The organism is Pseudomonas sp. SW-3, from assembly GCF_016615645.1.
Taxonomy (GTDB): Bacteria; Pseudomonadota; Gammaproteobacteria; order Pseudomonadales; family Pseudomonadaceae; genus Aquipseudomonas; species Aquipseudomonas mandelii.
The window spans coordinates 2,415,750-2,440,569 of record NZ_CP067098.1 but is presented as its reverse complement, the minus strand read 5'-3'; the positions used below and the strand labels follow the sequence as shown (position 1 = coordinate 2,440,569).

Genomic DNA, 24,820 nt, shown 5'->3' with positions numbered 1-24,820 from the left:
TTGATTGTTGTTTTTATGGGCAAAGCGCCGGTTTCATTGCAATGTAGGGCCTGGGTCAGGGCTATAAAATATCGCAGGCACACTGTTTACATAGATCCGCGTCTATGTGAATGAACATTGAGGGACACCCATGCTGGGCACTGTATCGGAACTGGATCTGCGTTTGATCCGGGTCTTTTTGACCGTCGTTGAAGCGGGCGGCATCTCGGCCGCGCAAACTGCACTCAACACCACTCAACCGACCATCAGTGCGCAATTGGCGACGCTGGAAGCGCGGGTGGGATTTCGACTGTGCGAGCGCGGTCGCGGTGGATTTTCGGTGACGCCCAAGGGCGGTCAGTTTGTCGAAGCGGCCCGCCGATTGCTGGCGGCAGCCGAAGGTTTCCGGGTTGAGGTCCAGCACATCAATCGCAAAGTGTCGGGCAACATCAATATCGGTTTGCTCGGCCAGATCGATCCTGTTGCCAACAAGAAAATCGCCTTGGCCATCGCGCGTTTAAGGGCTCGTCATGAAGGCCTGTATTTCCACTTCACGGAACTGTCTTCGTCGCTGCTGGAAGAGAAAATCATCAATAGCCATATCGATCTGGCGATCGGTTACTTCTGGCACCGCTTGCCCAACATCGATTACTTCCCCTTGTTCCAGGAAACCCAGATCGCCTACTGCGCCCCGGCTCACCCGCTATTTGAGCACGTGGGGGATCTGACCCGGGATGACGTCCGCGATTACGACTGGGTATGGCCCAGTCACCCCTTGCCGGAAATGCCTGCACCCACCTCGATCGAACGCCTGACCGTGCTCACCGACAGCATGGACGGCGCGGCACTGCTCATTCTGTCAGGCCAGCATTTGGGCTTTTTGCCGCAGCACTATGCGGCGAAGCATGAACAGCTGGGGCAGTTGCATCCGCTGAATCCCGAGCTGCTGCGTTATGAGGTGGGGTTTCATGCGGCGGTTCGGCATTCGGCGCGGCAGCGGGATCTGGTGAGTACGTTCCTGAATGAGCTAATCGATATTTTCAGTTCTTAATCGCTATCTCGCTGGCCGGGATGACGTCGATCCGTGCCACGGGCCCCGTCAAGTGCGCCAGCTCCGCGTTGTGCTGGGCGATGATGTCTTCGGCGGCGAGGTTGCCGTTGTCGACGGTGGAATGCGCGTCGGCGGCGAGCACCACGTCATAGCCCAGCTTCAGGGCCTGGCGGACGGTGGCGTTGACGCAATAGTCGGTTTGCAGCCCGCAGATGATCAGGCGGTCGGAGCCAAAATCTTGCAGTAGGGCTTGTAAGTGGGTCTGGTAGAACGAGTCTCGGTTGGTTTTTCGCACCCGAAGGTCTTGCGGTGAAGTCTTCAGGCTTTCGGCCAGTTGCCAGCCTTCAGAACCATGTTGCAGCTGGTCGCCCTTTTCTTCGTGCTGGATGAGGATGACCGGAATCCCTGCCTCCCTGGCCTTGGCACTCAGGCCGTTTATATTCTCGATGACGCGTTTGATCTTAAAACATTCGTACTCGCCAGTGCACAAGGCGTGCTGGACGTCGATGATCAGCAATGCAGTGGTCATGGGCTCAGGCCTTAAAGTAGTCCTTCAGATTAAGGGGTACGCCACCTGCTCCCTGGGGCCGAGCGAAGAGTGCGTACCGTCGATAATGCCGCAAAACACCTACGATGGAATAGCTTGAAATCGCTGCCTGTCCGCGAATTTATCCAGTCGGACACAGCCCGCCCCAACACCGCTAAGCTGAATTGAAAATTCATTAAACCACATCAACTATTACGGTATTACTTTATCTATTGTAACGAACAACATTAAACACTTCCAAAGCACAATAAGTGTGGTCATACCCGAGTCATTGCTTTAGGGTGAATCTTCGATATCGAGAAGTTTCGCCAGGGACTGCGACCTGTTTAATGACAGGACTGCGGCTTTGCCGCTGGCTCTTAATGGATTTCAGCCAGTGACGTGTAAGTAATACCTGACCGTTCTATTTGAACGCTATGGGTACTTACAATCCTGATTCCCGCTGATGCCGTTATATTCATTGAGCACATATGATATGAGTGACAACAAAGTCCTTGTCTTGCGCACTTGCGCCAACGACATGTCGGACCATGCCGGCCAAGTCTGGCCGGACGCCGGCCTGGTGGTGTGCAAGCACTGGAAGCCCAGCAAGAAACTCGAGAACGGCCTGGTCGGCTTATTGTGGGGAGAAGGTTCCTCTACTCAACTGAGTTTGCGAGCCGATGCCAAATGGGTTGTGTGCGAAGTTCACATTGGTCACATTATAAAACTTGATGAAGACGGCATGATCAAGTTCCCGGAGGCGGAAGTTGTTCACACGGGCACTCAAGACAGTTCGATCAATTACATTGCAGCGCACATTGAACACTATCAATCAGCAAACATCCCTTTAATCGACACCCCACTTGAATCACCAAATAAAACCTCCAGTCGCGAATTCGAAAGTCGGCGAGCACAGGGTTACAGTCCTTTCGGCATCGGCGCTAAAACCGACGCCTCGCAAACTTTCGAAACTGCTGTGTACGGCAGTACGCTCACGGGTGGGCATCAAAGTTATCTGCTGGCGGGTTACGGCAGTACGGAAACAGCCGGCGGTCAGAGCTCATTGATTGCCGGTTACGGCAGCACCCTGACGGCCGCCGACAGCAGCTCATTGACCGCCGGGTATGGCAGTACGGAAATGGCTGGCGATGACAGCTCGCTGATCGCCGGGTACGGCAGCACCCAGATCGCCGGGCAGAAAAGCACGCTGACCGCCGATTACGGCAGCAGCCAGACCGCCCAGGACGGCAGCACCCTCACCGCCGGTTACGGCAGTACCGAAACGGCGGGAAGCGACAGCTCGCTGACCGCAGGCTATGGCAGCACTCAAACCGCCCAAGAGGGCAGCGCCCTCACCGCCGGCTACGGCAGCACCGAAACAGCCGGATCGGATAGCGCCTTGATTGCCGGTTACGGCAGCACGCAAACGGCGGGACAGGACAGTACGTTGACCGCGGGTTACGGCACCACCCAAACCGCCCAAGACAGCAGCGCCCTCACCGCTGGCTATGGCAGCACCGGCACAGCGGGGCCGGAAAGCTCCTTGATCGCCGGTTACGGCAGCACCCAAACAGCCGGCCACGAAAGCACCCTGACCGCCGGGTATGGCAGCACCCAAACCGCCCAGGAAAACAGTTCCCTCACGGCCGGGTACGGCAGCACCGCCACGGCGGGATCGGACAGTACGTTGATTGCCGGTTACGGCAGTACACAAACTGCCGGTCATGAAAGCACGCTAACCGCCGGGTATGGCACCACCCAGACCGCACAGGAAAGCAGTTCGCTCACCGCAGGCTACGGCAGCACCGCAACGGCCGGGCACGACAGTTCGCTGATCGCCGGATACGGCAGTACGCAAACCGCTGGTTATGAGAGCACGCTGACCGCCGGCTACGGCAGCACTCAGACCGCCCAGGAAAGCAGTTCCCTGACGGCAGGCTACGGCAGCACCGGAACCGCCGGGTACGCCAGTTCCCTGATCGCCGGTTATGGCACGACCCAGACCGCAGGCTATGAAAGCAGTCTGACGGCGGGTTACGGCAGCACCCTCACCGCTCAGGAAAGCAGCTCCCTTACCGCCGGTTACGGCAGTACGGAAACCGCCGGCGGCGACAGTTCGCTTATCGCTGGCTACGGCAGCACTCAGACCGCCGGTTATGACAGCAGTCTGACCGCCGGCTATGGCAGCACCCTCACCGCGCAGGACGGCAGTTCTCTCACGGCCGGTTACGGGACCACGGAAACCGCCGGGCATGAGAGTTCGCTGATCGCCGGCTACGGCAGCACGCAAACCGCCGGCCACGACAGCACGCTGACGGCAGGTTACGGCAGCACCCTCACCGCTCGGGAAAACAGTTCACTCACGGCCGGCTACGGCAGCACCCAGACGGCGGGTTACAAAAGCACTCTGACCGCTGGTTATGGCAGTACGCAAACCGCACGGGAAAGCAGTGTTCTCACCGCCGGCTACGGCAGTACGGGAACCGCCGGTAGCAACAGTTCGCTGATCGCCGGATACGGCAGCACGCAAACCGCTGGCTACGAGAGCACGCTGACGGCAGGTTATGGCAGCACCCTCACCGCTCAGGACAACAGCTCCCTCACCGCGGGTTATGGCAGCACCGAAACCGCCGGCTACGAAAGTTCGTTGATCGCCGGTTACGGCAGCACGCAAACCGCCGGTTACGACAGCACGCTGACGGCGGGTTACGGCAGCACCCTCACCGCTCAGGACAGCAGCTCCCTTACCGCCGGTTATGGCAGCACCGAAACGGCGGGCCAGGACAGTTCCTTGATCGCCGGCTACGGCAGTAGCCTGACCAGCGGCATCCGCAGCTTCCTCACGGCTGGATACGGCAGCACATTGATCAGCGGATTGCGCAGTGTATTGACCGCCGGTTATGGCAGCAGCCTGACCTCCGGCATGCACAGCACCCTGACCGCCGGATACGGCAGCAACCAGATCGCCAGTTATCAAAGCTCATTGATCGCCGGTCCCGACAGCACGCAAATTGCCGGGCACAAAAGCATGTTGATTGCCGGCAAGGACAGCTCACAGACCGCGGGTTATCGCAGCACCCTCATCGCGGGCGCCGGCAGCGTCCAGACGGCGGGTGATCGCAGCAAATTGATAGCCGGCAAGGACAGCACCCAAATCGCCGGCGACCGCAGCAAGCTGTTGGCGGGCAGCAATAGCCACCTCACGGCCGGTGATCGCAGCAAGCTGACGGCGGGCGATGACTGTACGTTGATGGGCGGCGATAAAAGCGTTTTGACGGCGGGCAAAAACAGCATTCTGGTGGGCGGCGCCCGCAGCAAGCTGATTGGCAGCCTGGGTTCAACGTTGACCGGAGGCGAGAATGCGACGTTGATTTTCCGATGCTGGAACGGCAAGCGATTCAAGAATGTCGTGGCGCAGACCGGCAGGGATGGCGTGGAAGCGCATGTGCCGTATCAGGTGGACGAGGCGGATAACCTCGTCACCAAGCCCGACGAATAACCTTGTCGGCCGGGCCACCCTCGCAGCTTGAGGGTGGCCATGGACTTACGGCTTAGTAGCCGAGCGACAACCCCGTATTCCTGCGCGGGTCGTTGGCCCCATAGAAGCGGTTCTTGCCCACCGGTTTGCCTTCCAGCGAAGGCGCGCCCACCAGGATCGCCGCCAAATGGTTGGGATCCTGCGGCCCGGCAAACTTGTGGCCCCAGCTCTCAAGCATCTTCACCGTGTCCGGACTGGTGGTGAAGGTCTCCAGGTTGGTCTCTTCCGGCAGCCATTGCTGGTGGAAACGGGGCGCATCGACCGCTTCCTGGATGTTCATGCCGTAGTCGATCACGTTGAGCATGGTCAGCAAGGTGGCGGTGATGATGCGACTGCCGCCGGGGGTGCCGACAACCATGACCACTTTGCCGTCCTTGGTGACGATGGTCGGGCTCATGGACGACAGCGGTGCCTTGCCGGGCGCAATGGCGTTGGCTTCGCCTTGCACCAGGCCGTACATGTTGGGCACGCCGATTTTCGAGGTGAAGTCGTCCATTTCGTCGTTGAGGATGACCCCGGTTTTGCTGGCCATCACACCGGCACCGAACCAGTCGTTGAGGGTGTAGGTCACTGACACCGCGTTGCCCCATTTATCGACGATGGAGTAATGCGTGGTGTTGCTGCCTTCATGGGGCGCTACACCGGGTTTGAGCTCGCGGGACACGCCGGCTTTTTGCGGATTGATCGCCGCGCGGATTTTGGTCGCGTAGTTCTTGTCCAGCAGGTGCTCGATCGGGTTTTTAACGAAGTCCGGGTCGCCGAGGTAGCTGTTGCGGTCCACATAGGCATGGCGCATCGCTTCGATCTGGTAATGCATGCCCTGGGCCGAGTGGTAGCCCAGATCCTTCATCGGGTAGCCTTCGAGAATGTTCATGATCTCGCAGATCACCACACCACCGGAGCTGGGCGGCGGTGCCGACACCACGTGATAACCGCGGTAGTCACACTCGATCGGCGCCAGTTCGCGGGTCTTGTATTTGTCGAGGTCGGCCTGGGTGATGATGCCCTTGTTGGCCTGGCTGGAGGTGACGATGGCGTCGGCCACCCAGCCTTTGTAGAAGCCGTCTTCGCCCTTCTCGGAAATTTCCCGCAGGGTTTTGGCCAGATCCTTCTGCACCAGTTTTTGCCCGACCTGCATCGGCTCGCCATTACTCAGGAAGATCGCGCCGGAATCCTTGATGTCCTTCTTGAACACGTCGGTGGCGTATTCCAGCAATTCGACATCGCCCTGCTCCAGCACAAAACCGTCTTCGGCAAGTTTGATCGCCGGGGCGATTACTTCCTTGCGCGGTTTGGTCCCGTATTTCTTCAGCGCCAGTTCCATTCCGGACACGGTGCCGGGCACGCCAACGGCCAAGTGACCACGGGTGCTCAGGTCCGGCACGACGTTGCCCTCTTTGTCGAGGTACATGTCTGCTGTCGCGGCCAGCGGCGCTTTTTCGCGGAAATCGAGGAAAGTCTTGCGCCCGTCCGCCAGTTGAACGGTCATGAATCCACCGCCCCCCAGGTTACCCGCAGCGGGATAAACCACCGCCAGCGCATAACCCACGGCGACAGCGGCATCGACAGCGTTGCCACCGTTCTTGAGCACATCGACGCCTACATGGGAGGCCAGGTGCTGGGCCGTGACAACCATGCCGTTTTCGGCCGCGACCGGGGCCACGGAGGCTGCGTAAGCACTGAGGCAACTGAGCGCCAATGAGGTCGCAATCAGCGATTTGGCAAAAGGTTCGAACTTCATGAGTCGGTCTCTTTTTGTTTTTAGGCTCTGTTTAAAAACGGAGAAAACGCTTCAAAGCAGACGCAAGTATGGCCGGGATTGCGTTTTGCGCCTCCTCGCCGAGGCAGTATGCTTGGCCGCTGTTCAGCCCTTCTGAGGAGTTCGCCGGCATGACTTACACCTTCACCACTCTGGCGTCCCCGGTCGGCGAGCTGAAACTGGTTGCGAAAGATTCAAGACTGGCCGCCATCCTCTGGGAAAACGACAAGCCGAACCGTGTTCGGCTTGGCCCGATGAGTGAGGCACCGGATAACCCGATCCTCCTACGCGCCGTTCAGCAGTTGCAGGAATACTTTTCCGGCACGCGCAATAGCTTCGATCTGGAACTGGATTTTGCCGGGACGGACTTTCAGAAGAAGGTGTGGCAGGCGCTGCTGACCATTCCGTTTGGGGAGACGCGCAGTTACAGCGAGATCGCCGAGCAGATCGGCAATCCAAGCGCAGTCCGGGCGGTGGGCGCGGCGAATGGCAAGAACCCGATTTCGATTGTTGCGCCGTGCCATCGGGTGATTGGGGCGTCGGGGAAGTTAACGGGGTTTGCCGGCGGACTTGAGGCAAAGGAACGGTTGTTGACGCTGGAAGGTTGCGAGTGGTCCGGGGCTAGCCGGACGGGCGAGCTGTTTTAAGCCGACTGCCCCCCGATCTCTGTGGCGAGGGAGCTTGCTCCCGCTCCAGTGCGCAGCACTGGCAAAAATCTCCGACTAAGCCAGTATTTTGGGGCCGCTTCGCAGCCCAGCGCGAGCAAGCTCGCTCGCCACAGGGTTAAGGGTTCAGATCTCGGGACTCAGGTCTCAGGTAGCGGTGAAGATATTTTTCATCGCCGCATACTGCAGCAGCATGATGGTCTTCGCATCGCAGATCTCCCCGCGATAAAACGCCTCGAGCGCCTCGTCGAATGTCCACTCCAGCACTTCCAGTTCTTCGGTTTCTTCTTCCAGCCCGCCACCCTCGCTGACTTTCGACGCTGCGTCATATTCAGCGATGAAGAAGTGCAGTTTTTCGGTGACCGAGCCTGGGCTCATGTAGGCCTCGAACACCTTTTGCACGTGGTGCACGCGATAACCGGTTTCCTCTTCGGCTTCAGCGCGGATGCGTTCTTCAGGTGCCGCGCCTTCGAGCAGCCCCGCCGCCACTTCGATCAGCAAACCATCGTGGCCGTTGACAAACACCGGCAACCGAAACTGACGCGTCAGGACGACGGTTCTTTTCTCGCGGTTGAACAACAGAATCGCCACGCCATTGCCACGGTCATACACCTCGCGGGTCTGGCGCTGCCAGTCGCCGTTGTTACGCAGATAGTCGAAGGTGATTTTCTTCAGCAAGTACCAGTCGTGGGACAACACCTGGGACTCGATGATGTTGACCCGCTCGGCTGTGTTCGCCATCACAACGCATCCTTTTTTCGTCAGAAGGTCCCCATGGTAGGCGAAAACCAAAAAGCCCGGCATCTCTGCCGGGCTTCTTTTTTACTGCTGGCTGACGACGTCAGGTATCGCGCTGTCTTCCTGTGAAGAGAGCTGCTTGCCATTGATCAACGGCCCGTAACGACGGCTGAACTCCCAGTTGTAAGGCACGTGGTCCCTATTGACCCCGTTGTCCCAATTCACCGACCAAGTCATCAGGCCTTTGATCGAAAGCCCCTTGGCATCCAGACGTTTGAAGGCATTCACCACTGCCGCCGGATTGATCACGTAACCGGTGGCCGCCGCGTCGACGTTGGCAGGCAGGCCGATCACGAACTTGTCCGCCGGGATCTTCGTGAACCCGCGAGTGCCGCTCACCAGGCTTTCGGTCAGGTAAAACAGGAAGTCCTCTTTCATCGCGTCGTTGTTCTGCGCAATCCACGCGCCATTGCCGTTATTGGCTTCCGGCACCCAGATTCCGTCGCCGCCCTGGTTGTAATACTGCGGGGCGATGAAGTCGTAATAGCCTTCCAGGGCCTGGAGATAACCGACGTACTTACCGGCAGTGGTCAGGTACGGGAACTCCGGCGCCATGCTGATGATGAAGTGTTTGCCTTCACCGGCGTAATGGTCCTTGACCAGCTTCAGCGCGGCAGGCAGGACGCTCTTGTTGTCGGCGAAATCAATCGCGCTCTGTTCAAGATCGATGTCCAGCCCATCGAAGCCGTAGGTTTCCACCAGACGGATGATTTCGTTGGCCAGCGGCTGTTCGTTACCTTTGTGCAACTCGATGTGCGCGTCGGCGCCACCGAGGGAAATCAGCACCGCCCTGCCCTGACTGTTCAGCACGCCGACCTGGCGACGGAACTCGGCGTCGGACAAGTTGTACGGCTTGAAGGTCGGGATGCCGTTGCCCTTCATGAAGGCCACGGCCACCACGTTGTAATCCTTGGGCACATCCTGCAGCGCGATGTTGGCGAACTGGCCACGCTGATAACCGTCGCTCGGCCCGGCGGGCCAGTTGTGCCAGAAGCCCATGAGGATCTTTTTGCCGGCAATGCTCGGCATCAACGAAGCGGCGTCGGCGAGTGGCGATTTCAATAACGTAAAGTCGAATTTTGACATGTTCTATTCCTTCAGAACGTGTGGGGGGATTAACACTGCGGGCTTACTTGAAGTCCACGTCAAACGCTTGGTAGAAGGCGTTGCCGGTGTTGGCCACGATCCACATCAGCACGATCACGTGATGGCCTTTCTTGTTGCCCGGCAATTTCACTTCGTGGTTGATCTTGGCTTTCATCTCGGCGGAATGGCTGTAGTACGGGACCTGGGTGTAGAAGTCGTCGAAGAACGATGTCGGCTCCAGTTGCGCACGGCCGATGCGCTGTTCCGGGCTCCAGCCATCCTTGGTGATGAACCAGCTGTAGCCACGGGTGACATGGGGCGCGGTGTATTCCCAGGTGACCTTGAAGGTCTGGCCCGGATCGACGTTCAACAAAGGCCAGGTGAAGGGGCGGCCGAGCCTGACGCTCATTTCCTTGTTGGTGAAGTTGATGCAGTCTCGGGCATCCGTCTTGCCACCGCTGAGGATGTAGCGGTCGGCAGGTGGCGTGACACTGTCGCTGTCGGTTTGATACGGCGCCGCGAAAGGCCCCGCCGTCAGCGAAGGGAAGTTCTTGCCGCCTTCCATTTCGTTGACTTGCCAGCTACTCAGCAACCCCAGCTCTACGGCGACCGCACCGCGGCTGGAGGGGGATATGACACGACCGTGTCGAAGTTGAGGTTGAGTCTGTGGTTGGTTCATTTTTTCACTCCGTTGATTTTGAGAACTCTCCTTCCTGAGGAGAGGCCTCCAACCTAACGGCGCTGTTTTTTTTGTCCATCAGCCCATTTGAGCCCCGAATGAACCCGCCTTCGCAGATCACTCGCAAACACTGGATATAAAACCAGTACCCTGATCCAAGTCCTACGTCCTGTGTAGCAAAAGGATTACATCACCAGGTAGCAATCGGGGCATCGTACCGACTAGGGAAGCTGTGCCTTGTATTCCTTTTCGTATTGGCCGGCCAGGGCCTCTTTCTGCTTGTCGTCGAGCAGCTTGCCGGCCATCTGGAAGAACTTCTGCTCTTCCTCTTCCAAGTGATGATGAACCTTCTCGGACAGCTTCTTGGCGGTCGCCAGCCAGGCCGGGCTGGACATTTGTGTCTCATCCAGCTCTTCTATCATTTCGTCCATCTCATGGTGTTCGGAGATGGCGTGGCGGCTGAGATCGACGCCATTGTCGAACGCCATCAGCGGGATGTAGAAATGGCGCTCTTCGGCGGTTTCGTGGGCCTGGAGTTCAGACTTGAGCTGCTTGTAAGCCTCGACCCGCTCCGCGGTGTCGCCGCTGGTCTTGATGAGCGCTTTGGCATAGGTGCGCTGGCGGTCGTGACTTTCACGCAGGGCTTCAAAAATATTCACGGGTGATCCTCATTGGCCGCGTTCCGGAAGGACGCTCTTCAGGCTAGACATCCGGACGCGAGCGAGGGTTCCACTCAAGGGGCTGGAACAACCGCAGGGGGTCGCGTTAGGCTTGCGGCTGTTGCCCCTCATGGCCATAAGGATTGAGCTGATGGAACTGCGTATCGAACAGTCGCAAAACCCCACCGAAGCCGAGGAGCAGGCGATCCTGCTGCCGTTGCGCGCCTATAACGCTTCAAAGGCAGGCGTTTCGAAGCAGGAGCCCATTGCCCTGCTGATTCGCGACGAGCATGACGAGATTCTTGGCGGTCTGTATGGTCGGGTTTTTTATCAGTGGTTGTACATCGAGTTGCTATCGGTACCGGAACAGGGTCGGGGACAAGGCATAGGCTCGAAGTTGATGCGGATGGCCGAAGACGTGGCGCGGGAGAAGGAATGCATCGGGGTCTGGCTCGACACCTTCGACTTCCAGGCGCCGGAGTTCTACAAGAAGCTGGGCTACAGCGAAGTGGGGCAGATTGTCGACTACCCGCCGGGGCATAAGCGCTTCTTTTTCCAGAAGCGCCTGATCAACGACGCATAACCTGCTCGTATGATCCACACCATCCAACTGTAGGAGTGAGCCTGCTCGCGATGGCGGAGTGACATCCAACATTGATGTCGACTGACCCGCCGCTATCGCGAGCAGGCTAACTCCTACAGGGGATGGGGGGCAACGCCTCAGGTCAGAGGCAGGTCGCCAGCGCCGCCAGGCGGCGCTTGGCCACAAAGTCATCTTGCTGTGCGTAGTAACTCAACACGGTGCCTGACGCATCGGTGGTCACGTCGACAAAGGACTCCGCAGAACGCGTGTAAACGGTGGACCCACCCTTCTCTCCCGGCTGCAAATACGCGCCGGCATCGACACCGAACACCGCCTCGTCCTGCCAGGAAAACTGCACGCACTGGGCGACGACTTTTTCCGGCTTGTCCGATTTCAGGGTTTTGTAAGGGGCTTTGGTGCGGGCATCGTTCATCACCGAGCCGGCGCATCCCGCCAGCAACGTCACGGCCAGCGCCACCATCAGAATTCGCATTGTGTTCGCTCATCAAGAAAAAGCGGACTGTATCACCGTGGCACGGCGTATCGTTCTGCTTTACTTCATTTATACCGCGACATCGCGTGACGATTCGCGCACCCTGTCGCGCCATTAACGTCGCATCGCCCGTTTTTTCCGGGCTCATTTTCTGGAAAGGTCATGACACCCAACGCCGAGTATTACAAACCGACCGCCGAATACGCTGACAAGCTGATCAGCCAGATCGGTCAGACGCCGTCCTGGATCGCCAAGCGCATTGGCGTCACCGACAAACGAATCCGTTACATCCTCGACGGCGAACGCACCGTCAAAGGCGAGACCACGCCGATCCAGATGACCTACCCCGAGCAGTTTGCCCTCGAGTGCCTGGCGGCTGCGGCCAAGGCCAGCAAGAAGCAATCTTCGTAAACCCGGGCCTCAAGGAGCGACCATGGCGGCAACCGAACAGCAACACGAGAAAGCGCTGAAGAAGTTTCTCGATGAGCGTCCTGAGCTGCGCAATGAGCTCGACAACCTCAACCCGCTGTTGGCCCAGGCCAAAGGCGAGACCGCGGCGCAATATCGTGACGAGCGCTTGCATGAGGCCTTCGAGGCCGAAGCCGAGCGCCTGGGTCTGTTTGCCTGGGAGCTGACATTGCAATTGACCGCCGTGACGCCTGAAGACTACGATTCTCAGCGTCTTGAAGTGCACAAGGAAGTGGCCGAGATGGCCGGTATGGACTGGCTGGAGTATTGCGAACTACATGGATTGATCAAGTGACCCTGATGGTCGCTGCCTGAGGACGACTTTCGCCGATGTTGCCATCCCTCTCGACTTCTCGCGCCAGCCCGGGCCATCTTCATATCCAGAAATGGCGCGGACGCATCGGCATGGTGCTGGTGGCCGCGCTCTCGGTGCTCGCCGGCATGACTGACGCCATCGGCTTCATGGCCAGCGGCGACTTTGTCTCCTTCATGAGCGGCAACACCACCCGCCTCGCCGTGGCCATCAGCGACGGCGATCTCGGGCTGACCCTGCGCCTGCTGATTCTCGTGACCACCTTCATTGTCGGCAACGCCTTGGGCATTGTCGTCAGCCGCCTCGGTGGCCGCCGGGCGCTGCCCTTGCTGCTGGGCATCGCAATGCTGCTCTGCGGCGCCGCGGCCTGGCCTTTTGACGAACAATTGCCGGCACTGCTGGCGACAATCATCGCCATGGGCATGCTCAACGCGGCGGTGGAGGAAGTGAACGGCTTGCCGGTCGGCCTCACTTACGTCACCGGCGCCCTGTCGCGCTTCGGGCGTGGGCTGGGGCGCTGGATGCTCGGTGAGCGGCGTAATGGCTGGCGGGTTCAGTTGATTCCCTGGACGGGGATGTTTGCCGGTGCCGTGCTCGGCGCGGTGCTGGAACACCACCTTGGGCTCAAGGCGTTGTTTGTCAGCGGGTTGCTGGCGGGCGCGATTGGATTGCTGTCGCTGAAGATTCCACGGCGATGGCAGTTGGGGTATATGCCGCGTTGAGCGGGTTATCAGGTTCCGCATTGATGTCGCCTGACAGGCCGCTATCGCGAGCTGGCTCGCTCCCGCAGGGTTCTGTGGTGGATTTCAGTGTCATGCACCACCAAATACCTTGCAGGAGCGAGCCTGCTCGCGATGGCCGCGACTCGGTCTACGAGTAAACCCCCTTCGCCGCACTCGCGATAAAGCTTTATCATGACCGCAGTTTTGCTGATCGAGTCCGTCATGAAGTTCGCCATCGCGCTGTTTTCCGCCGCCCATGCGCCCTCCTCGCGCCGTGCCTTGCTGTTTGCCCAGGCAGCGCTGGCCGGCGGGCATGAGATTGTCCGGCTGTTTTTCTATCAGGACGGCGTCTACAACGCCTCCGGCAGCGTGGTCACGCCGCAGGATGAGCAGGACCTGCCCAAGCAATGGCGCGCCTTTGTCACCGAGCATCAGCTGGATGGCGTCGTGTGCATTGCCGCCGCCCTGCGCCGTGGCGTGTTGAACGCAGAGGAAGCCGGACGCTATCAGCGTAACGCCGTTGCCGTGGGCGCGCCGTGGGAATTGTCCGGCCTCGGCCAGTTGCATGACGCGGTGCAAGACGCTGACCGCCTGATCTGTTTCGGAGGCGCGTGAGATGGCTAAATCCTTGTTGATTATCAGCCGCCAGGCCCCGTGGTCCGGGCCGAACGCTCGGGAAGCGCTGGACATCGTGCTGGCTGGTGGCGCGTTCGACCTGCCGATTGGCTTGCTGTTTCTCGATGACGGGGTGTTCCAGCTCGCTGCGAAACAGGACGCCAAGGTCCTGCAACAGAAAGACCTGAGCGCCAACCTGCAAGCGTTGCCGATGTTCGGTGTGGAAGACCTGTATGTCTGTGGCCACAGCGCTGCCGAACGAGGTCTGGACCTCAACGGTCGGTCGCTTGAAGAAGCCCGGGTGCTGGTCACCCAGGAAATCACCGCACTTATTGACCGTTACGACCAGGTGATCACCCTCTGATGTCGACTTTGCATGTGTTGTCTCATTCCCCGTTCGGCGATGACCGCCTGACCAGTTGCCTGCGCGTGATCGGCACAAACGACGCGTTGCTGCTGACCGGCGACGCCGTCTATGCGTTGCAACCGGGTACCGCGCCGTTCAACGCGCTGAATGCCCGCCCGTTGAAACTGTTCGTACTGGCCGAAGACGCCCAGGCCCGTGCGTTGGCGGTTCCTGACGCGGCCAAAGCCATTGATTACCCCGCCTTCGTCGAGTTGTCGATTCACTACGACAAGGTGAACAGTTGGCTATGAATTCCCTGACAGTCGGCGCACGCGCCATCGAGTTGGACAAGGACGGTTTCCTGGCCGAACTGAGTGACTGGTCGAGCGAGGTGGCCAGCGCCCTCGCCGCCGCCGAAGACATCCAGTTGAGCCCGGAGCACTGGGAAATCCTCGAATTGCTCCGCAACTTCTACGCCGAATTCCAGCTATCCCCGGCCACCCGTCCGCTGATCAAGTACACCGCGTTGAAGCTCGGCCCGGAAAAAGGCAACAGCCTGCACCTCAACCGACTGTTCAAAGGCACCCCTGCCAAACTCGCCGCGAAACTGGCGGGCCTGCCCAAACCGACGAATTGCTTATGACTGACTTTCCAGCGCTGACCCTCGAAACGCCCGCCGAACACCCGTTCGCCCAGTTCGTGCGGATCCTCGGCAAAGGCAAGCGCGGTGCCCGCGACCTGACCCGGGCCGAAGCGCGTGAAGCCATGGGCATGGTGCTCGACGACAAGGTCGAGGACACCCAGCTCGGCGCGTTCCTGATGCTGTTGCGGCACAAGGAAGAAAGCGCCGAGGAAATGGCCGGTTTCACCGAAGCCCTGCGCGAACGGTTGAACCCGCCAGCCCTGGCGGTAGACCTGGACTGGCCGACGTATGCCGGCAAGAAGCGTCACCTGCCGTGGTACCTGCTGGCGGCCAAATGCCTGGCGCAAAACGGCGTGCGCATCTTCATGCACGGCGGCGGCGCCCATACGGCCGGCCGGCTCTACAGCGAACAACTGCTGGAAGGCTTGAACATCCCGTTGTGCCGCGACTGGCAACAGGTCGGCTCGGCGCTCGATAACGGCGGCCTGGCGTTTATGCCGCTGGTGGATTGGGCACCGCAGTTGCAGCGCATGATCGACCTGCGCAACACCTTGGGCCTGCGTTCGCCGATCCACTCCCTCACCCGCATTCTCAACCCGTTGGGTGCTCGCTGCGGCCTGCAAAGCATTTTCCACCCGGGTTACCAGGCGGTGCATCGCGATGCCAGCGGCTTGCTCGGCGACACCGCGATTGTGGTCAAGGGCGACGGTGGCGAAATCGAGATCAACCCGGATGCCGACAGCCACCTGTACGGCACCACCGGCGGCGAAAGCTGGGACGAGGAATGGCCGCAGTTGTCGAGTCAACGCCACGTCAAACCCGCCTCGCTCGATCCTGAACATTTGAAAGCCGTCTGGCGCGGTGACGTGGTCGACAGCTACCCGCAAATGGCCTTGATCTCGACCATGGCCCTCGCATTGCGTGGCCTCGGTCAGACCCGAGAACACGCCTTCGAAACGGCGCAGCAGTATTGGGACGCTCGGGACAGATCGATTTAACCGATCATAACCCTCGAACCTTTGCGCTATTTAATCGAACCTATATGAATAGACTCCTCTCCAACGCTTATTGATTGAGGAGTCTTGAACATGGGTTTGTTAGTTGAAGGTCGCTGGCAGGACCAGTGGTACGAAAGCAGCAAGGACGGCGCGTTCCAGCGCGAACAGGCGCAACGTCGCAACTGGCTGACCGCCGACGGCAAGCCCGGCCCGACGGGCGTCGGTGGCTTTGCAGCCGAAGCTGGCCGCTATCACCTTTATGTATCCCTCGCCTGTCCGTGGGCGCATCGCACGCTGATCCTGCGCAAACTCAAAGGCCTCGAAAACCTGATCGACGTCTCGGTGGTCAGCTGGTTGATGTTGGAAAACGGCTGGACCTTCGACCAGAACCTGGGCTCGACCGGCGACAAACTCGATCATTTCAATTTCATGCACCAGCGCTACACCGCCGATACCGCCGACTACACCGGTCGCGTCACCGTGCCGGTGCTCTGGGACAAACAGCAAAATCGCATCGTCAACAATGAATCAGCGGAGATCATCCGCATGTTCAACGGCGCCTTCGATGACCTGACCGGCAATGACCTGGATTTCTACCCAGCCCCCCTGCGCGGCGAGATCGATGCGTTGAATGAGCGGATTTATCCGGCCGTGAACAACGGCGTTTATCGCGCAGGGTTTGCCACGTCACAGCAGGCGTATGAAGAAGCGTTTGATGATGTGTTTGCCGAACTGGATCGATTGGAGCAACTGCTGGGCGCCAACCGTTACCTGGTCGGCGAGTACCTGACCGAAGCGGATATTCGGCTGTTCACCACGCTGATTCGCTTTGATGCGGTGTATCACGGCCACTTCAAGTGCAACCTGCGGCGGATTGCCGATTATCCGAATCTGTCGAACTGGCTGCGGGAGATTTACCAATGGCCGGGCGTTGCCGAGACGGTGGATTTTCAGCACATCAAAAATCATTACTACGGCAGCCACAAGACCATCAACCCGACCGGGATTGTGCCGAAAGGGCCGACGCAGGATTTCACAGCAACCCATGATCGGGCGCGGTTGAACGGGAAAGGGGTTTGGCGCAGGGCCTGAGGTTTGTGCCATTTTTGAGGCCCCCAATCGCCAGCAGGCTAGCTCCCACACTGGATTTGTGTCGTTCTCAAATCCCCTGTGGACGATAGCCTGCCAGCGATGGGCCGGGGTCGCGCTCGACCGACTCGGTCCGATCAGACTTGCGCCTGAGCCCCTTCAAACCAGGCCAGTTTCTCGCGCAATTGCACCACTTCCCCAACGATCACCAGCGTCGGCGCATGCACTTCATGCTCCGCCACCAGTCGAGGAAGATCAGCCAGCGTGCCGGTAAATACCCGCTGATTGACCGTGGTGCCCTGCTGAATCAGCGCCGCTGGGGTGTCCGCCCCGCGACCGTGCTTGATCAGTTGCTCGCAGATGATCGGCAAGCCCACCAGCCCCATGTAAAACACCAGGGTTTGTGCCGGCGCAACCAGGTCGGCCCACGGCAAGTCGGTGGAACCGTCCTTCAAGTGCCCGGTGACAAATCGCACCGACTGCGCGTAATCGCGATGGGTCAGCGGAATCCCGGCATATGCCGCGCAACCGCTCGCGGCGGTGATACCCGGCACGACCTGGAACGGGATGCCATGGGCCGCCAGTTCTTCGATCTCTTCACCGCCACGACCGAAGATGAACGGATCACCGCCCTTCAATCGCACGACCCGCTTGCCTTGCTTGGCCAGATCGACCAATTGCTGATTGATCTGGTCCTGCGGCACCGCGTGATCGGCGCGACGCTTGCCGACGTAGACCCGCTCGGCATCGCGACGGCACAGATCGAGAATCGCCGGGGCGACCAGGCGGTCGTAGAGCACCACATCGGCTTGCTGCATCAGGCGCAAGGCACGGAAGGTCAGCAAGTCGGGATCACCGGGACCCGCGCCCACCAAATACACTTCACCGGTGGCGACCGGCGCTTCGCCATTGATCTTCGCCAGCATCAGGCGTTCGGCTTCAGCACCCTGCCCGGCCAGTTGCCGGTCGGCAATCGGGCCCTGGAACACATCCTCCCAGAATGCCCGACGCTGCTGCACGTCCGGGAACAGGCGTTTGACCTGGCTGCGAAAACGCGCCGCCAGACCGGCCAGTTGACCGTAGGTGGACGGAATCCAGGTTTCCAGTTTGGCGCGGATCAGCCGCGCCAGCACCGGCGCATCGCCGCCGCTGGACACCGCAATGATCAAGGGAGAACGGTCGACGATCGCCGGGAAGATCACGCTGCACAAAGCCGGCGCATCCACCACATTGACCGGCACGCAACGCCGATGGGAATCAGCGGAAACTTGCGCGTTCAGCGGTTCGTCATCGGTGGCGGCGATGACCAGCCCGCAACCGTCCAGGTCCGCTTCAACGTAGCCCCGTAACAGGCACTCGCCGCCGCTGCCGACAACCAGCTCGCGCAGTTGCGGTTCGATTTCAGGTGCGACCACCCGCAGCAGCGCACCGGCTTCGGCCAGCAGGCGGGATTTGCGCAAGGCAATCTCCCCCCCACCAACGACCAACACACGACTGCCGCGAAGGTTATGGAACAGCGGCAGATAGTCCATTTAGCCGATGACCTCGAGGCCACCCATGTACGGTTTCAGCACTTCAGGCACACGGATCGAACCGTCGGCTTGCTGGTAGTTTTCCAGCACCGCCACCAGGGTACGACCGACTGCCAGACCCGAACCGTTCAGGGTGTGAACCAGTTCAGGCTTGCCGGTTTCCGGGTTGCGGAAACGCGCTTGCATACGACGGGCCTGGAAGTCGCCGCAGTTGGAGCACGACGAAATCTCGCGGTACTTGTCCTGGCTCGGGATCCACACTTCAAGATCGTAAGTCTTGACTGCGCTGAAGCCCATGTCACCGGTGCACAGTGCAATCGTGCGATAAGGCAGTTCCAGCAGTTGCAGGACTTTCTCGGCGTTGGCCGTCAGACCTTCCAGCGCGTCCATCGAGGTCGACGGTTCAACGATCTGGACCATCTCGACCTTGTCGAACTGGTGCTGACGGATCATCCCGCGGGTATCGCGACCCGACGCACCGGCTTCGCTGCGGAAGCACGGCGTGTGGGCGACGAACTTGATCGGCAGCAGCTTCGAATCGACGATCTCGCCGGCGACGATGTTGGTCAGCGACACTTCAGCAGTCGGGATCAGGTACAGATCGGCTTCGCCTTCGCGGCTGATCTTGAACAGGTCTTCTTCGAACTTCGGCAGTTGACCGGTGCCTTGCAGCGCCGGGGCCTGGACCAGATACGGCGTGTAAGCCTCTTCGTAACCGTGTTCGCTGGTGTGCAGGTTGATCATGAATTGCGCCAGGGCGCGATGCATACGGGCGATCGGGCCGCGCAACAGGGCGAAACGGGCGCCGGACAGCTTGGCGGCGGTTTCGAAGTCCAGCCAGCCGAACTTCTCGCCCAGGGCCACGTGGTCCTGGACCGGGAAATCGAACGCGGTCGGGGTACCCCAGCGGCGCACTTCGACGTTGCCGTCTTCGTCATCACCGATCGGCACGGATTCGTGCGGCAGGTTCGGGATGCCGAGCAGGATCGAATCCAGATCGGTCTGGATCCCGTCCAGCTCGACTTTACCGGCACTCAATTCGTTCGCCATACGCTCGACGTCGGCCATCAACGGCGCGATGTCTTCGCCGCGCTGCTTTGCCTGGCCGATGGATTTGGAGCGCGCGTTACGTTCAGCCTGCAGTGCTTCGGTGCGGGTCTGGACGGTCTTGCGCTGTTCTTCCAGCGCTTCGATGCGCGCAACATCCAGCGTGTAGCCACGGGATGCCAGGCGGTCCGCTACGTCCTGAAGGTTGCTACGTAACAGTTTGGAATCGAGCATGTCGGTCTCTCGTTATCAAAGTTTGGTCAAGGACAGGCCAGCCCAAGTGGCGAGCAGCCCGCCGAATACGCTGATGGCAGCATAGCCCAGGGCCAGCGGCATTTGCCCGGTTTCGAGCAGGCGCACCGTATCCAGTGAAAAGGATGAAAAAGTCGTTAGCCCCCCGAGGAAGCCGACCATCAACCCGGCGCGCACCTCGATCGGCACCTCCGGGCGTAGCAAAAACAGACCGTATAGAACGCCGATCAGCAAACAGCCGACGATATTAACGGCCAGCGTCGCGGTATAGAAGTGCCGCGGCCAATTAGCGTTGACCCAATTACCGGTGGCAAAGCGCAACAGAGTCCCGGCGACACCGCCAACGGAGACCGCAATAACCAAAGGAATCACTTATTTTCTCCGCTGCCGGGGGCTTAGACGGTCAAGTTGTGCAAGGTGATTGAGCTTTTCGCCGATCTTCAGCTCCAGGCCGCGAGGCACGGGCTGATAGAACGGTTGCGGCTCGAGTTCTTCCGGGAAATAGTCTTCGCCAGCGGCATAGGCGTCCGGCTCATCGTGGGCATAACGGTATTCATCGCCGTAACCCAATTGCTTCATCAGCTTGGTCGGTGCGTTGCGCAAATGCAGCGGCACTTCCAGCGAACCGTGTTCGGTGGCGCTGCGCATGGCGGCCTTGAACCCCATATACACCGCGTTGCTTTTCGGCGCGCAAGCCAGATAAGTGATGGCCTGGGCCACCGCCAACTCGCCTTCAGGGCTGCCGAGGCGCTCCTGCACTTCCCACGCCGCCAGGCACAGGCTCAGGGCCCGCGGGTCAGCGTTGCCGATGTCTTCGCTGGCCATGCGCACCACGCGCCGGGCCAGGTACAGTGGATCGCATCCGCCGTCGATCATCCGCGCGAACCAGTACAACGCGCCGTCGGGATTGGAGCCGCGCACCGATTTATGCAGCGCAGAAATCTGGTCGTAAAACGCTTCGCCGCCCTTGTCGAAACGCCGGCGGGTATCGCCGAGCAGACTTTGCAGCAGATCGATGCCGATCTCGCTGTTGTCTTCTGCCAGGTCCGAAGCGTTTTCCAGCAGGTTCAGCAGCCGCCGGCCATCGCCATCGGCAGCCGACAGGAGCATCTGGAAGCCTTCATCGCTGAGGGTCAGCTGGCGCTTGCCCAGGCCACGCTCTTCGGTCAGCGCCCGATGCACCAGTTTGCGCAGGGCCGCTTCGTCGAGGCTTTTGAGCACGTAAACGCGTGCCCGGGAGAGCAACGCGTTGTTGAGTTCGAAGGAAGGGTTTTCCGTGGTTGCGCCGATGAAAATCAGCGTGCCGTCTTCAACGTACGGCAGGAATGCATCCTGCTGCGACTTGTTGAAGCGATGCACTTCATCGACGAACAGGATGGTGCGCTTGCCGTACTGGCCGGCCTGCTGCTTGGCGATTTCCACTGCCTGACGGATTTCCTTCACGCCAGCCAGTACCGCCGAGACCGTTTCAAAGTGCGCATCCGAGACTTCCGCGAGCAACCGCGCCAGGGTGGTTTTGCCCACGCCCGGCGGGCCCCAGAAAATCATCGAGTGCAGGGCACCCTGCTCCAGGGCTTCGCGCAAAGGCTTGCCGCGAGCCAGCAGGTGTTCCTGACCGACGTACTCGTCCAGATTGGCTGCGCGCAAGCGGGCGGCCAAGGGTTGAGCGATCGGGGCACTGCGAAACAGGTCCATCACGTGCGGTTGAAACCTCGCTTTATTACGCAGTTCTCAAGTCTGGCGAAATCCTGTGGCGAGGGCGCTTGCTCCCGCTGGACTGCGCAGCAGTCCCATTTCGGGGGCGCTTCGCGCCCCAAGCGGGAGCAAGCTCCCTCGCCACACAAGCCAGCTCCAACAGGTTTTGCGTCTTACTCTTGAATGACGTCGGCACCCTTGGGAATGTCGAACTTGAACTTGGACGCCGGGATCGGCTCGTTGGCCTTCACGCCGGTGAACAGGATATTGGTGCGCTGACCGACGCTGTCGATCAGTTGCATGTCATTGACCAGGCCATTGCGGAACGACAGGCGCAGGCTGTCGAACAGGGTGTCCTTGGTTTTAGGTTTCAAGGTGAAGTCGATCACGCCGCCGGCTTCCTTGGCGCTGATGTCAAAGCTCTGGCTGATCTTGGACACGTCGCCGGACAGCAGCAGCGCAGGTGTCTGGGTCAGGCGCTGGTCAAGGGTCTTGATGGTGACCTGTTCCAGGTCCGGGTCCCACAGGGACACCTTCTTGCCATCGGAAACCATCAATTGCTCTTGCGGTGCGTCGGTATGCCAGTAGAACAGGCCAGGACGCTGCAGGGACATTTGCCCGGCCGTTTCCTGCAACTGTGTGCCGCTGCCATCCAGCGTCAGCTGAGAGAAGCGCGCAGTCAGGGTCTGGGATTTTTCCAGCAGTTGGGTCAGACGCGCCACGTCCTTGTCATCGGCGTGGGCCGAGAGCGTGGTCAAAGCCAGTACCGGCAGCAACAGCATGCGGATAAGACGCATGGGAGTCCTCATAACATTCGTGGGAGTTCGGGTGGCGCATCACTGCGCCATCCTTTCAAAATCAAATCAGTCGCGTACCGGGCCAGGCGCCAGGACTTCACGCGAACCGTTGGTATTCATGGACGTCACGACCCCGGCCATTTCCATGGCTTCGATCATGCGTGCGGCGCGGTTGTAGCCGATTTTCAGCTTGCGCTGAACCGCAGAGATGGACGCACGACGGCTTTCCAGGACGAACTGCACCGCTTCGTCGTAAAGCGCATCGGATTCGCTGTCTTCGTCGCCACCGCCACTGCCACCGTCGAAACCGCTACCGGCCTCCTCAACACCGGCCAGGATCTCGTCGTTGTATTCCGGTGCACCGCGCAGTTTCCAGGCTTCAACCACCCGGTGAACCTCGTCATCGGACACGAACGCGCCATGGACACGGATCGGCAGGCTGGTGCCCGGCGGCATGTAGAGCATGTCACCGTGGCCCAGCAGTTGCTCGGCACCGCCCTGGTCGATGATCGTCCGGGAGTCGATCTTGCTCGATACTTGGAACGCCATGCGCGTCGGGATATTGGCCTTGATCAGACCGGTGATCACGTCAACCGACGGACGCTGGGTCGCGAGGATCAAGTGGATACCGGCCGCACGGGCCTTCTGAGCGATACGGGCGATCAGTTCTTCAACCTTCTTGCCGACGATCATCATCATGTCGGCGAATTCGTCGACGACCACGACGATGGTCGGCAGTTTGGTCAGCAGCGGCGCTTCGTCATGAATGCTTTCGCGTTTGTACAACGGATCGGTCAGCGGCGTGCCCGCGTCCTGAGCTTCCTTGACCTTGGCGTTGAAGCCCGACAGGTTTCGTACGCCCATCTTCGCCATCAGTTTGTAGCGACGTTCCATCTCCGCCACGCTCCAGCGCAAGGCGTTGGCCGCGTCCTTCATGTCGGTCACGACCGGGCACAGCAGGTGCGGAATGCCTTCGTAGATCGACAGCTCGAGCATTTTCGGGTCGATCATGATCAGCTTGGCGTCTTCCGGGCCGGACTTGAACAGGATCGACAGGATCATCGCGTTCACACCCACCGACTTACCGGAACCGGTCGTACCGGCCACCAACAAGTGCGGCATTTTCGCCAGGTCAGTGATGACCGGCTTGCCGCCGATGTCGTGGCCCAGGGCCAGGGTGACCGGCGACTTGAAGTTGTCGTACTCAGGCGTCGACAGCACTTCGGAGAAACGCACGATCTGGCGGTCCTCGTTGGGAATCTCGATACCGACGGTGGTCTTGCCCGGAATCACTTCCACCACACGAACGCTGGTCACGGCCAGGGATCGCGCCAAGTCTTTCGCCAGGTTGGAGATGCGGCTGACTTTGACGCCGGCGGCCGGCTGGATTTCGTAACGGGTAATGACCGGGCCCGGATGGATCGAATCCACCGAGACTTCGACGCCGAATTCCTTGAGCTTGATTTCCAGCAAGTGGCCGACGGCGGCCAGCGATTCTGGAGAGTAATTGAGTTGTTTCTTTTCGGCCGGGTCGAGAATCGAGATCGGCGGCAAGGTGCCTTCGACGGCGCTGTCGACGAACAAGGGCGCCTGCTTCTCTTTCTCGACGCGCTTGCTCGGCGCTGCCGGCTTGGGCGGTGCGGGCGCGATGACGGGCGGCACCTGCTTCTCGCGGTCCGACATGTGCTTGCTCAGGGCCTGCTCACGCTCGATGAGGCGTTCCTTGACCTTGGCTTGCTCGCGTTTGTCCGTGACCGTCGGGGCGACCACGTCATGCACGCGATCGTCGACTTCACGCAGCTGCGCCACCAGTTGTTTGCGCTCGACACGGGCACTCCACCAGCGATTGGCCGCGCCCTGGAACAGCTCGAAAAGGTCGAGGGTGATCTTGCCGGTAACGTCCATCACCTTGAACCACGACAGGTCAGTGAATACCGTCAGGCCGAACAGGAACAGCGCGATGAACAAGAGCGTGCTGCCCTGGATGTTCAGCGCGTTCCTGGCCAGGTCGCCAAGACTTTCGCCCAACGCGCCGCCCGCACCGGCCGGCAGACCGGTCGCCGCATGGAAATGGATGTGCGCGAGTGCCGCGCCCGACAGCACCAGAAACACCAGGCCAATCAGGCGCCAGGAGAACAGCCAGCCGCTCCACTGCCACTGTTCGTGGCGCTGACGGAAGATCTGATAGGCCTTGATCGCCAGCAACAACGGGAAGATGTAGGCGAAGTAACCCAGCACCATGAACAGGATATCGGCGCTGTAGGAGCCGACCGGCCCGCCGAAGTTCTGTACGTCGTCGATCTTGCTGTTATGGCTCCAGCCCGGATCGTCCTTGCCATAGGTCAACAAGGCCATCATCAGGAACAGGCACAGGCCACCGATGGCGATCAATGCACCTTCCTTGAGCCGGTAGTGCAAGTGCTGGCGCCAGAGTGGAACGACGACTGTTTTGGGTGCTGCGGTGGATTTCTTCAAAACGCTTCT

At 60.0% G+C, this 24,820-nt stretch carries 24 protein-coding genes and 2 pseudogenes; 13 read left to right on the top strand and 13 right to left on the bottom strand.

Annotated features, from left to right (window positions below; all coding sequences use genetic code 11):
• Nucleotides 1–130: 130 nt before the first annotated feature.
• Complete coding sequence (locus JIO00_RS10840; RefSeq protein ID WP_200668175.1) at nt 131–1,030, top strand: LysR family transcriptional regulator; 900 nt, start codon at nt 131–133, stop codon at nt 1,028–1,030.
• On the opposite strand, the gene JIO00_RS10835 is transcribed toward JIO00_RS10840, so the two are convergent.
• Nucleotides 1,020–1,559 (bottom strand): cysteine hydrolase family protein, encoded by a 540-nt coding sequence (locus JIO00_RS10835; protein ID WP_010458958.1) that lies wholly within the window; start codon nt 1,557–1,559, stop codon nt 1,020–1,022. The two genes, JIO00_RS10840 and JIO00_RS10835, sit on opposite strands and share 11 nt — an antisense overlap.
• A gap of 970 nt (nt 1,560–2,529) precedes the next feature.
• Between JIO00_RS10835 and JIO00_RS10830 the strand changes: the two are divergent.
• Nucleotides 2,530–5,058, top strand: a pseudogene (locus JIO00_RS10830) (beta strand repeat-containing protein); the annotation flags it as partial.
• A gap of 52 nt (nt 5,059–5,110) precedes the next feature.
• On the opposite strand, the gene ggt reads toward JIO00_RS10830, so the two are convergent.
• On the bottom strand, nt 5,111–6,838 hold the full coding sequence (gene ggt, locus JIO00_RS10825) for a gamma-glutamyltransferase (RefSeq protein ID WP_010458954.1): 1,728 nt from the start codon (nt 6,836–6,838) through the stop codon (nt 5,111–5,113).
• A 149-nt stretch (nt 6,839–6,987) separates the two neighbouring features.
• On the opposite strand from ggt, the gene JIO00_RS10820 reads away from it, so the two are divergent.
• The gene (locus JIO00_RS10820) at nt 6,988–7,503 is read left to right on the top strand and encodes a methylated-DNA--[protein]-cysteine S-methyltransferase (RefSeq protein WP_010458952.1); all 516 of its coding nucleotides are present in this window, start codon (nt 6,988–6,990) and stop codon (nt 7,501–7,503) included.
• Nucleotides 7,504–7,668: 165 nt separating this feature from the next.
• Here JIO00_RS10820 and JIO00_RS10815 read toward each other — a convergent pair whose 3' ends face one another.
• The 4 genes and pseudogenes from JIO00_RS10815 to JIO00_RS10800 form a co-directional block, all read right to left on the bottom strand.
• Complete coding sequence (locus tag JIO00_RS10815; protein ID WP_077748757.1) at nt 7,669–8,262, bottom strand: NUDIX domain-containing protein; 594 nt, start codon at nt 8,260–8,262, stop codon at nt 7,669–7,671.
• 108 nt (nt 8,263–8,370) lie between these two features.
• Nucleotides 8,371–9,405 (bottom strand): annotated as a pseudogene (locus JIO00_RS10810) (chitinase); the annotation flags it as partial.
• A 43-nt stretch (nt 9,406–9,448) separates the two neighbouring features.
• Nucleotides 9,449–10,084, bottom strand: coding sequence for a lytic polysaccharide monooxygenase auxiliary activity family 9 protein (locus JIO00_RS10805; RefSeq protein WP_010458946.1), 636 nt, complete (start codon nt 10,082–10,084; stop codon nt 9,449–9,451).
• Nucleotides 10,085–10,305: 221 nt separating this feature from the next.
• Nucleotides 10,306–10,743, bottom strand: a complete 438-nt coding sequence (locus JIO00_RS10800; RefSeq protein WP_200668171.1) for a hemerythrin domain-containing protein — start codon at nt 10,741–10,743, stop codon at nt 10,306–10,308.
• Between the two features lie 151 nt (nt 10,744–10,894).
• Between JIO00_RS10800 and JIO00_RS10795 the strand changes: the two genes are divergently transcribed.
• Nucleotides 10,895–11,326 carry a GNAT family N-acetyltransferase gene (locus JIO00_RS10795; protein ID WP_010458941.1) on the top strand — a complete coding sequence of 144 codons (432 nt, stop codon included), beginning with the start codon at nt 10,895–10,897 and terminating at the stop codon, nt 11,324–11,326.
• Nucleotides 11,327–11,468: 142 nt separating this feature from the next.
• Here JIO00_RS10795 and JIO00_RS10790 read toward each other — a convergent pair whose 3' ends face one another.
• On the bottom strand, nt 11,469–11,819 hold the full coding sequence (locus JIO00_RS10790) for a hypothetical protein (protein WP_010458939.1): 351 nt from the start codon (nt 11,817–11,819) through the stop codon (nt 11,469–11,471).
• Nucleotides 11,820–11,981: 162 nt separating this feature from the next.
• Between JIO00_RS10790 and JIO00_RS10785 the strand changes: the two genes are divergently transcribed.
• The 9 genes from JIO00_RS10785 (at nt 11,982) to JIO00_RS10745 (ending at nt 17,016) form a co-directional block, all read left to right on the top strand.
• On the top strand, nt 11,982–12,230 hold the full coding sequence (locus tag JIO00_RS10785) for a hypothetical protein (RefSeq protein WP_008154823.1): 249 nt from the start codon (nt 11,982–11,984) through the stop codon (nt 12,228–12,230).
• 22 nt (nt 12,231–12,252) lie between these two features.
• Nucleotides 12,253–12,582 carry a DUF6388 family protein gene (locus JIO00_RS10780; RefSeq protein WP_077748751.1) on the top strand — a complete coding sequence of 110 codons (330 nt, stop codon included), beginning with the start codon at nt 12,253–12,255 and terminating at the stop codon, nt 12,580–12,582.
• A 35-nt stretch (nt 12,583–12,617) separates the two neighbouring features.
• Nucleotides 12,618–13,322 carry a YoaK family protein gene (locus tag JIO00_RS10775; RefSeq protein WP_042932182.1) on the top strand — a complete coding sequence of 235 codons (705 nt, stop codon included), beginning with the start codon at nt 12,618–12,620 and terminating at the stop codon, nt 13,320–13,322.
• Between the two features lie 222 nt (nt 13,323–13,544).
• A complete protein-coding gene (tusD, locus tag JIO00_RS10770) occupies nt 13,545–13,937 on the top strand; it encodes a sulfurtransferase complex subunit TusD (protein WP_154911647.1) in 393 nt (130 codons plus the stop codon).
• 1 nt (nt 13,938) lies between these two features.
• Nucleotides 13,939–14,301 carry a sulfurtransferase complex subunit TusC gene (tusC, locus tag JIO00_RS10765; protein WP_200668163.1) on the top strand — a complete coding sequence of 121 codons (363 nt, stop codon included), beginning with the start codon at nt 13,939–13,941 and terminating at the stop codon, nt 14,299–14,301.
• Nucleotides 14,301–14,594, top strand: a complete 294-nt coding sequence (gene tusB / locus JIO00_RS10760; protein WP_077748748.1) for a sulfurtransferase complex subunit TusB — start codon at nt 14,301–14,303, stop codon at nt 14,592–14,594. Before tusC ends, tusB begins: the two co-directional genes overlap by 1 nt.
• On the top strand, nt 14,591–14,926 hold the full coding sequence (locus tag JIO00_RS10755; RefSeq protein WP_169857356.1) for a TusE/DsrC/DsvC family sulfur relay protein: 336 nt from the start codon (nt 14,591–14,593) through the stop codon (nt 14,924–14,926). Before tusB ends, JIO00_RS10755 begins: the two co-directional genes overlap by 4 nt.
• Nucleotides 14,923–15,924 carry a glycosyl transferase family protein gene (locus JIO00_RS10750; RefSeq protein WP_154911561.1) on the top strand — a complete coding sequence of 334 codons (1,002 nt, stop codon included), beginning with the start codon at nt 14,923–14,925 and terminating at the stop codon, nt 15,922–15,924. Before JIO00_RS10755 ends, JIO00_RS10750 begins: the two co-directional genes overlap by 4 nt.
• A gap of 90 nt (nt 15,925–16,014) precedes the next feature.
• Nucleotides 16,015–17,016 carry a glutathione S-transferase family protein gene (locus JIO00_RS10745; RefSeq protein ID WP_200668162.1) on the top strand — a complete coding sequence of 334 codons (1,002 nt, stop codon included), beginning with the start codon at nt 16,015–16,017 and terminating at the stop codon, nt 17,014–17,016.
• A 134-nt stretch (nt 17,017–17,150) separates the two neighbouring features.
• Here the strand turns inward: JIO00_RS10745 and cysG are convergent, their stop codons facing one another.
• The 6 genes from cysG to JIO00_RS10715 all read right to left on the bottom strand — a co-directional run bounded on the left by cysG (nt 17,151) and on the right by JIO00_RS10715 (nt 24,811).
• The gene (gene cysG, locus JIO00_RS10740; RefSeq protein ID WP_010458915.1) at nt 17,151–18,545 is read right to left on the bottom strand and encodes a siroheme synthase CysG; all 1,395 of its coding nucleotides are present in this window, start codon (nt 18,543–18,545) and stop codon (nt 17,151–17,153) included.
• The gene (gene serS, locus JIO00_RS10735; protein ID WP_010458913.1) at nt 18,546–19,826 is read right to left on the bottom strand and encodes a serine--tRNA ligase; all 1,281 of its coding nucleotides are present in this window, start codon (nt 19,824–19,826) and stop codon (nt 18,546–18,548) included.
• A gap of 15 nt (nt 19,827–19,841) precedes the next feature.
• A complete protein-coding gene (crcB, locus tag JIO00_RS10730; protein ID WP_010458911.1) occupies nt 19,842–20,216 on the bottom strand; it encodes a fluoride efflux transporter CrcB in 375 nt (124 codons plus the stop codon).
• Nucleotides 20,217–21,539, bottom strand: coding sequence for a replication-associated recombination protein A (locus JIO00_RS10725; protein ID WP_010458909.1), 1,323 nt, complete (start codon nt 21,537–21,539; stop codon nt 20,217–20,219).
• 173 nt (nt 21,540–21,712) lie between these two features.
• Nucleotides 21,713–22,336: an outer membrane lipoprotein chaperone LolA gene (lolA, locus tag JIO00_RS10720; protein WP_007904916.1), complete on the bottom strand. Its 624-nt coding sequence runs from the start codon at nt 22,334–22,336 to the stop codon at nt 21,713–21,715.
• Nucleotides 22,337–22,402: 66 nt separating this feature from the next.
• Complete coding sequence (locus JIO00_RS10715; RefSeq protein ID WP_010458906.1) at nt 22,403–24,811, bottom strand: DNA translocase FtsK; 2,409 nt, start codon at nt 24,809–24,811, stop codon at nt 22,403–22,405.
• Nucleotides 24,812–24,820: the final 9 nt, after the last annotated feature.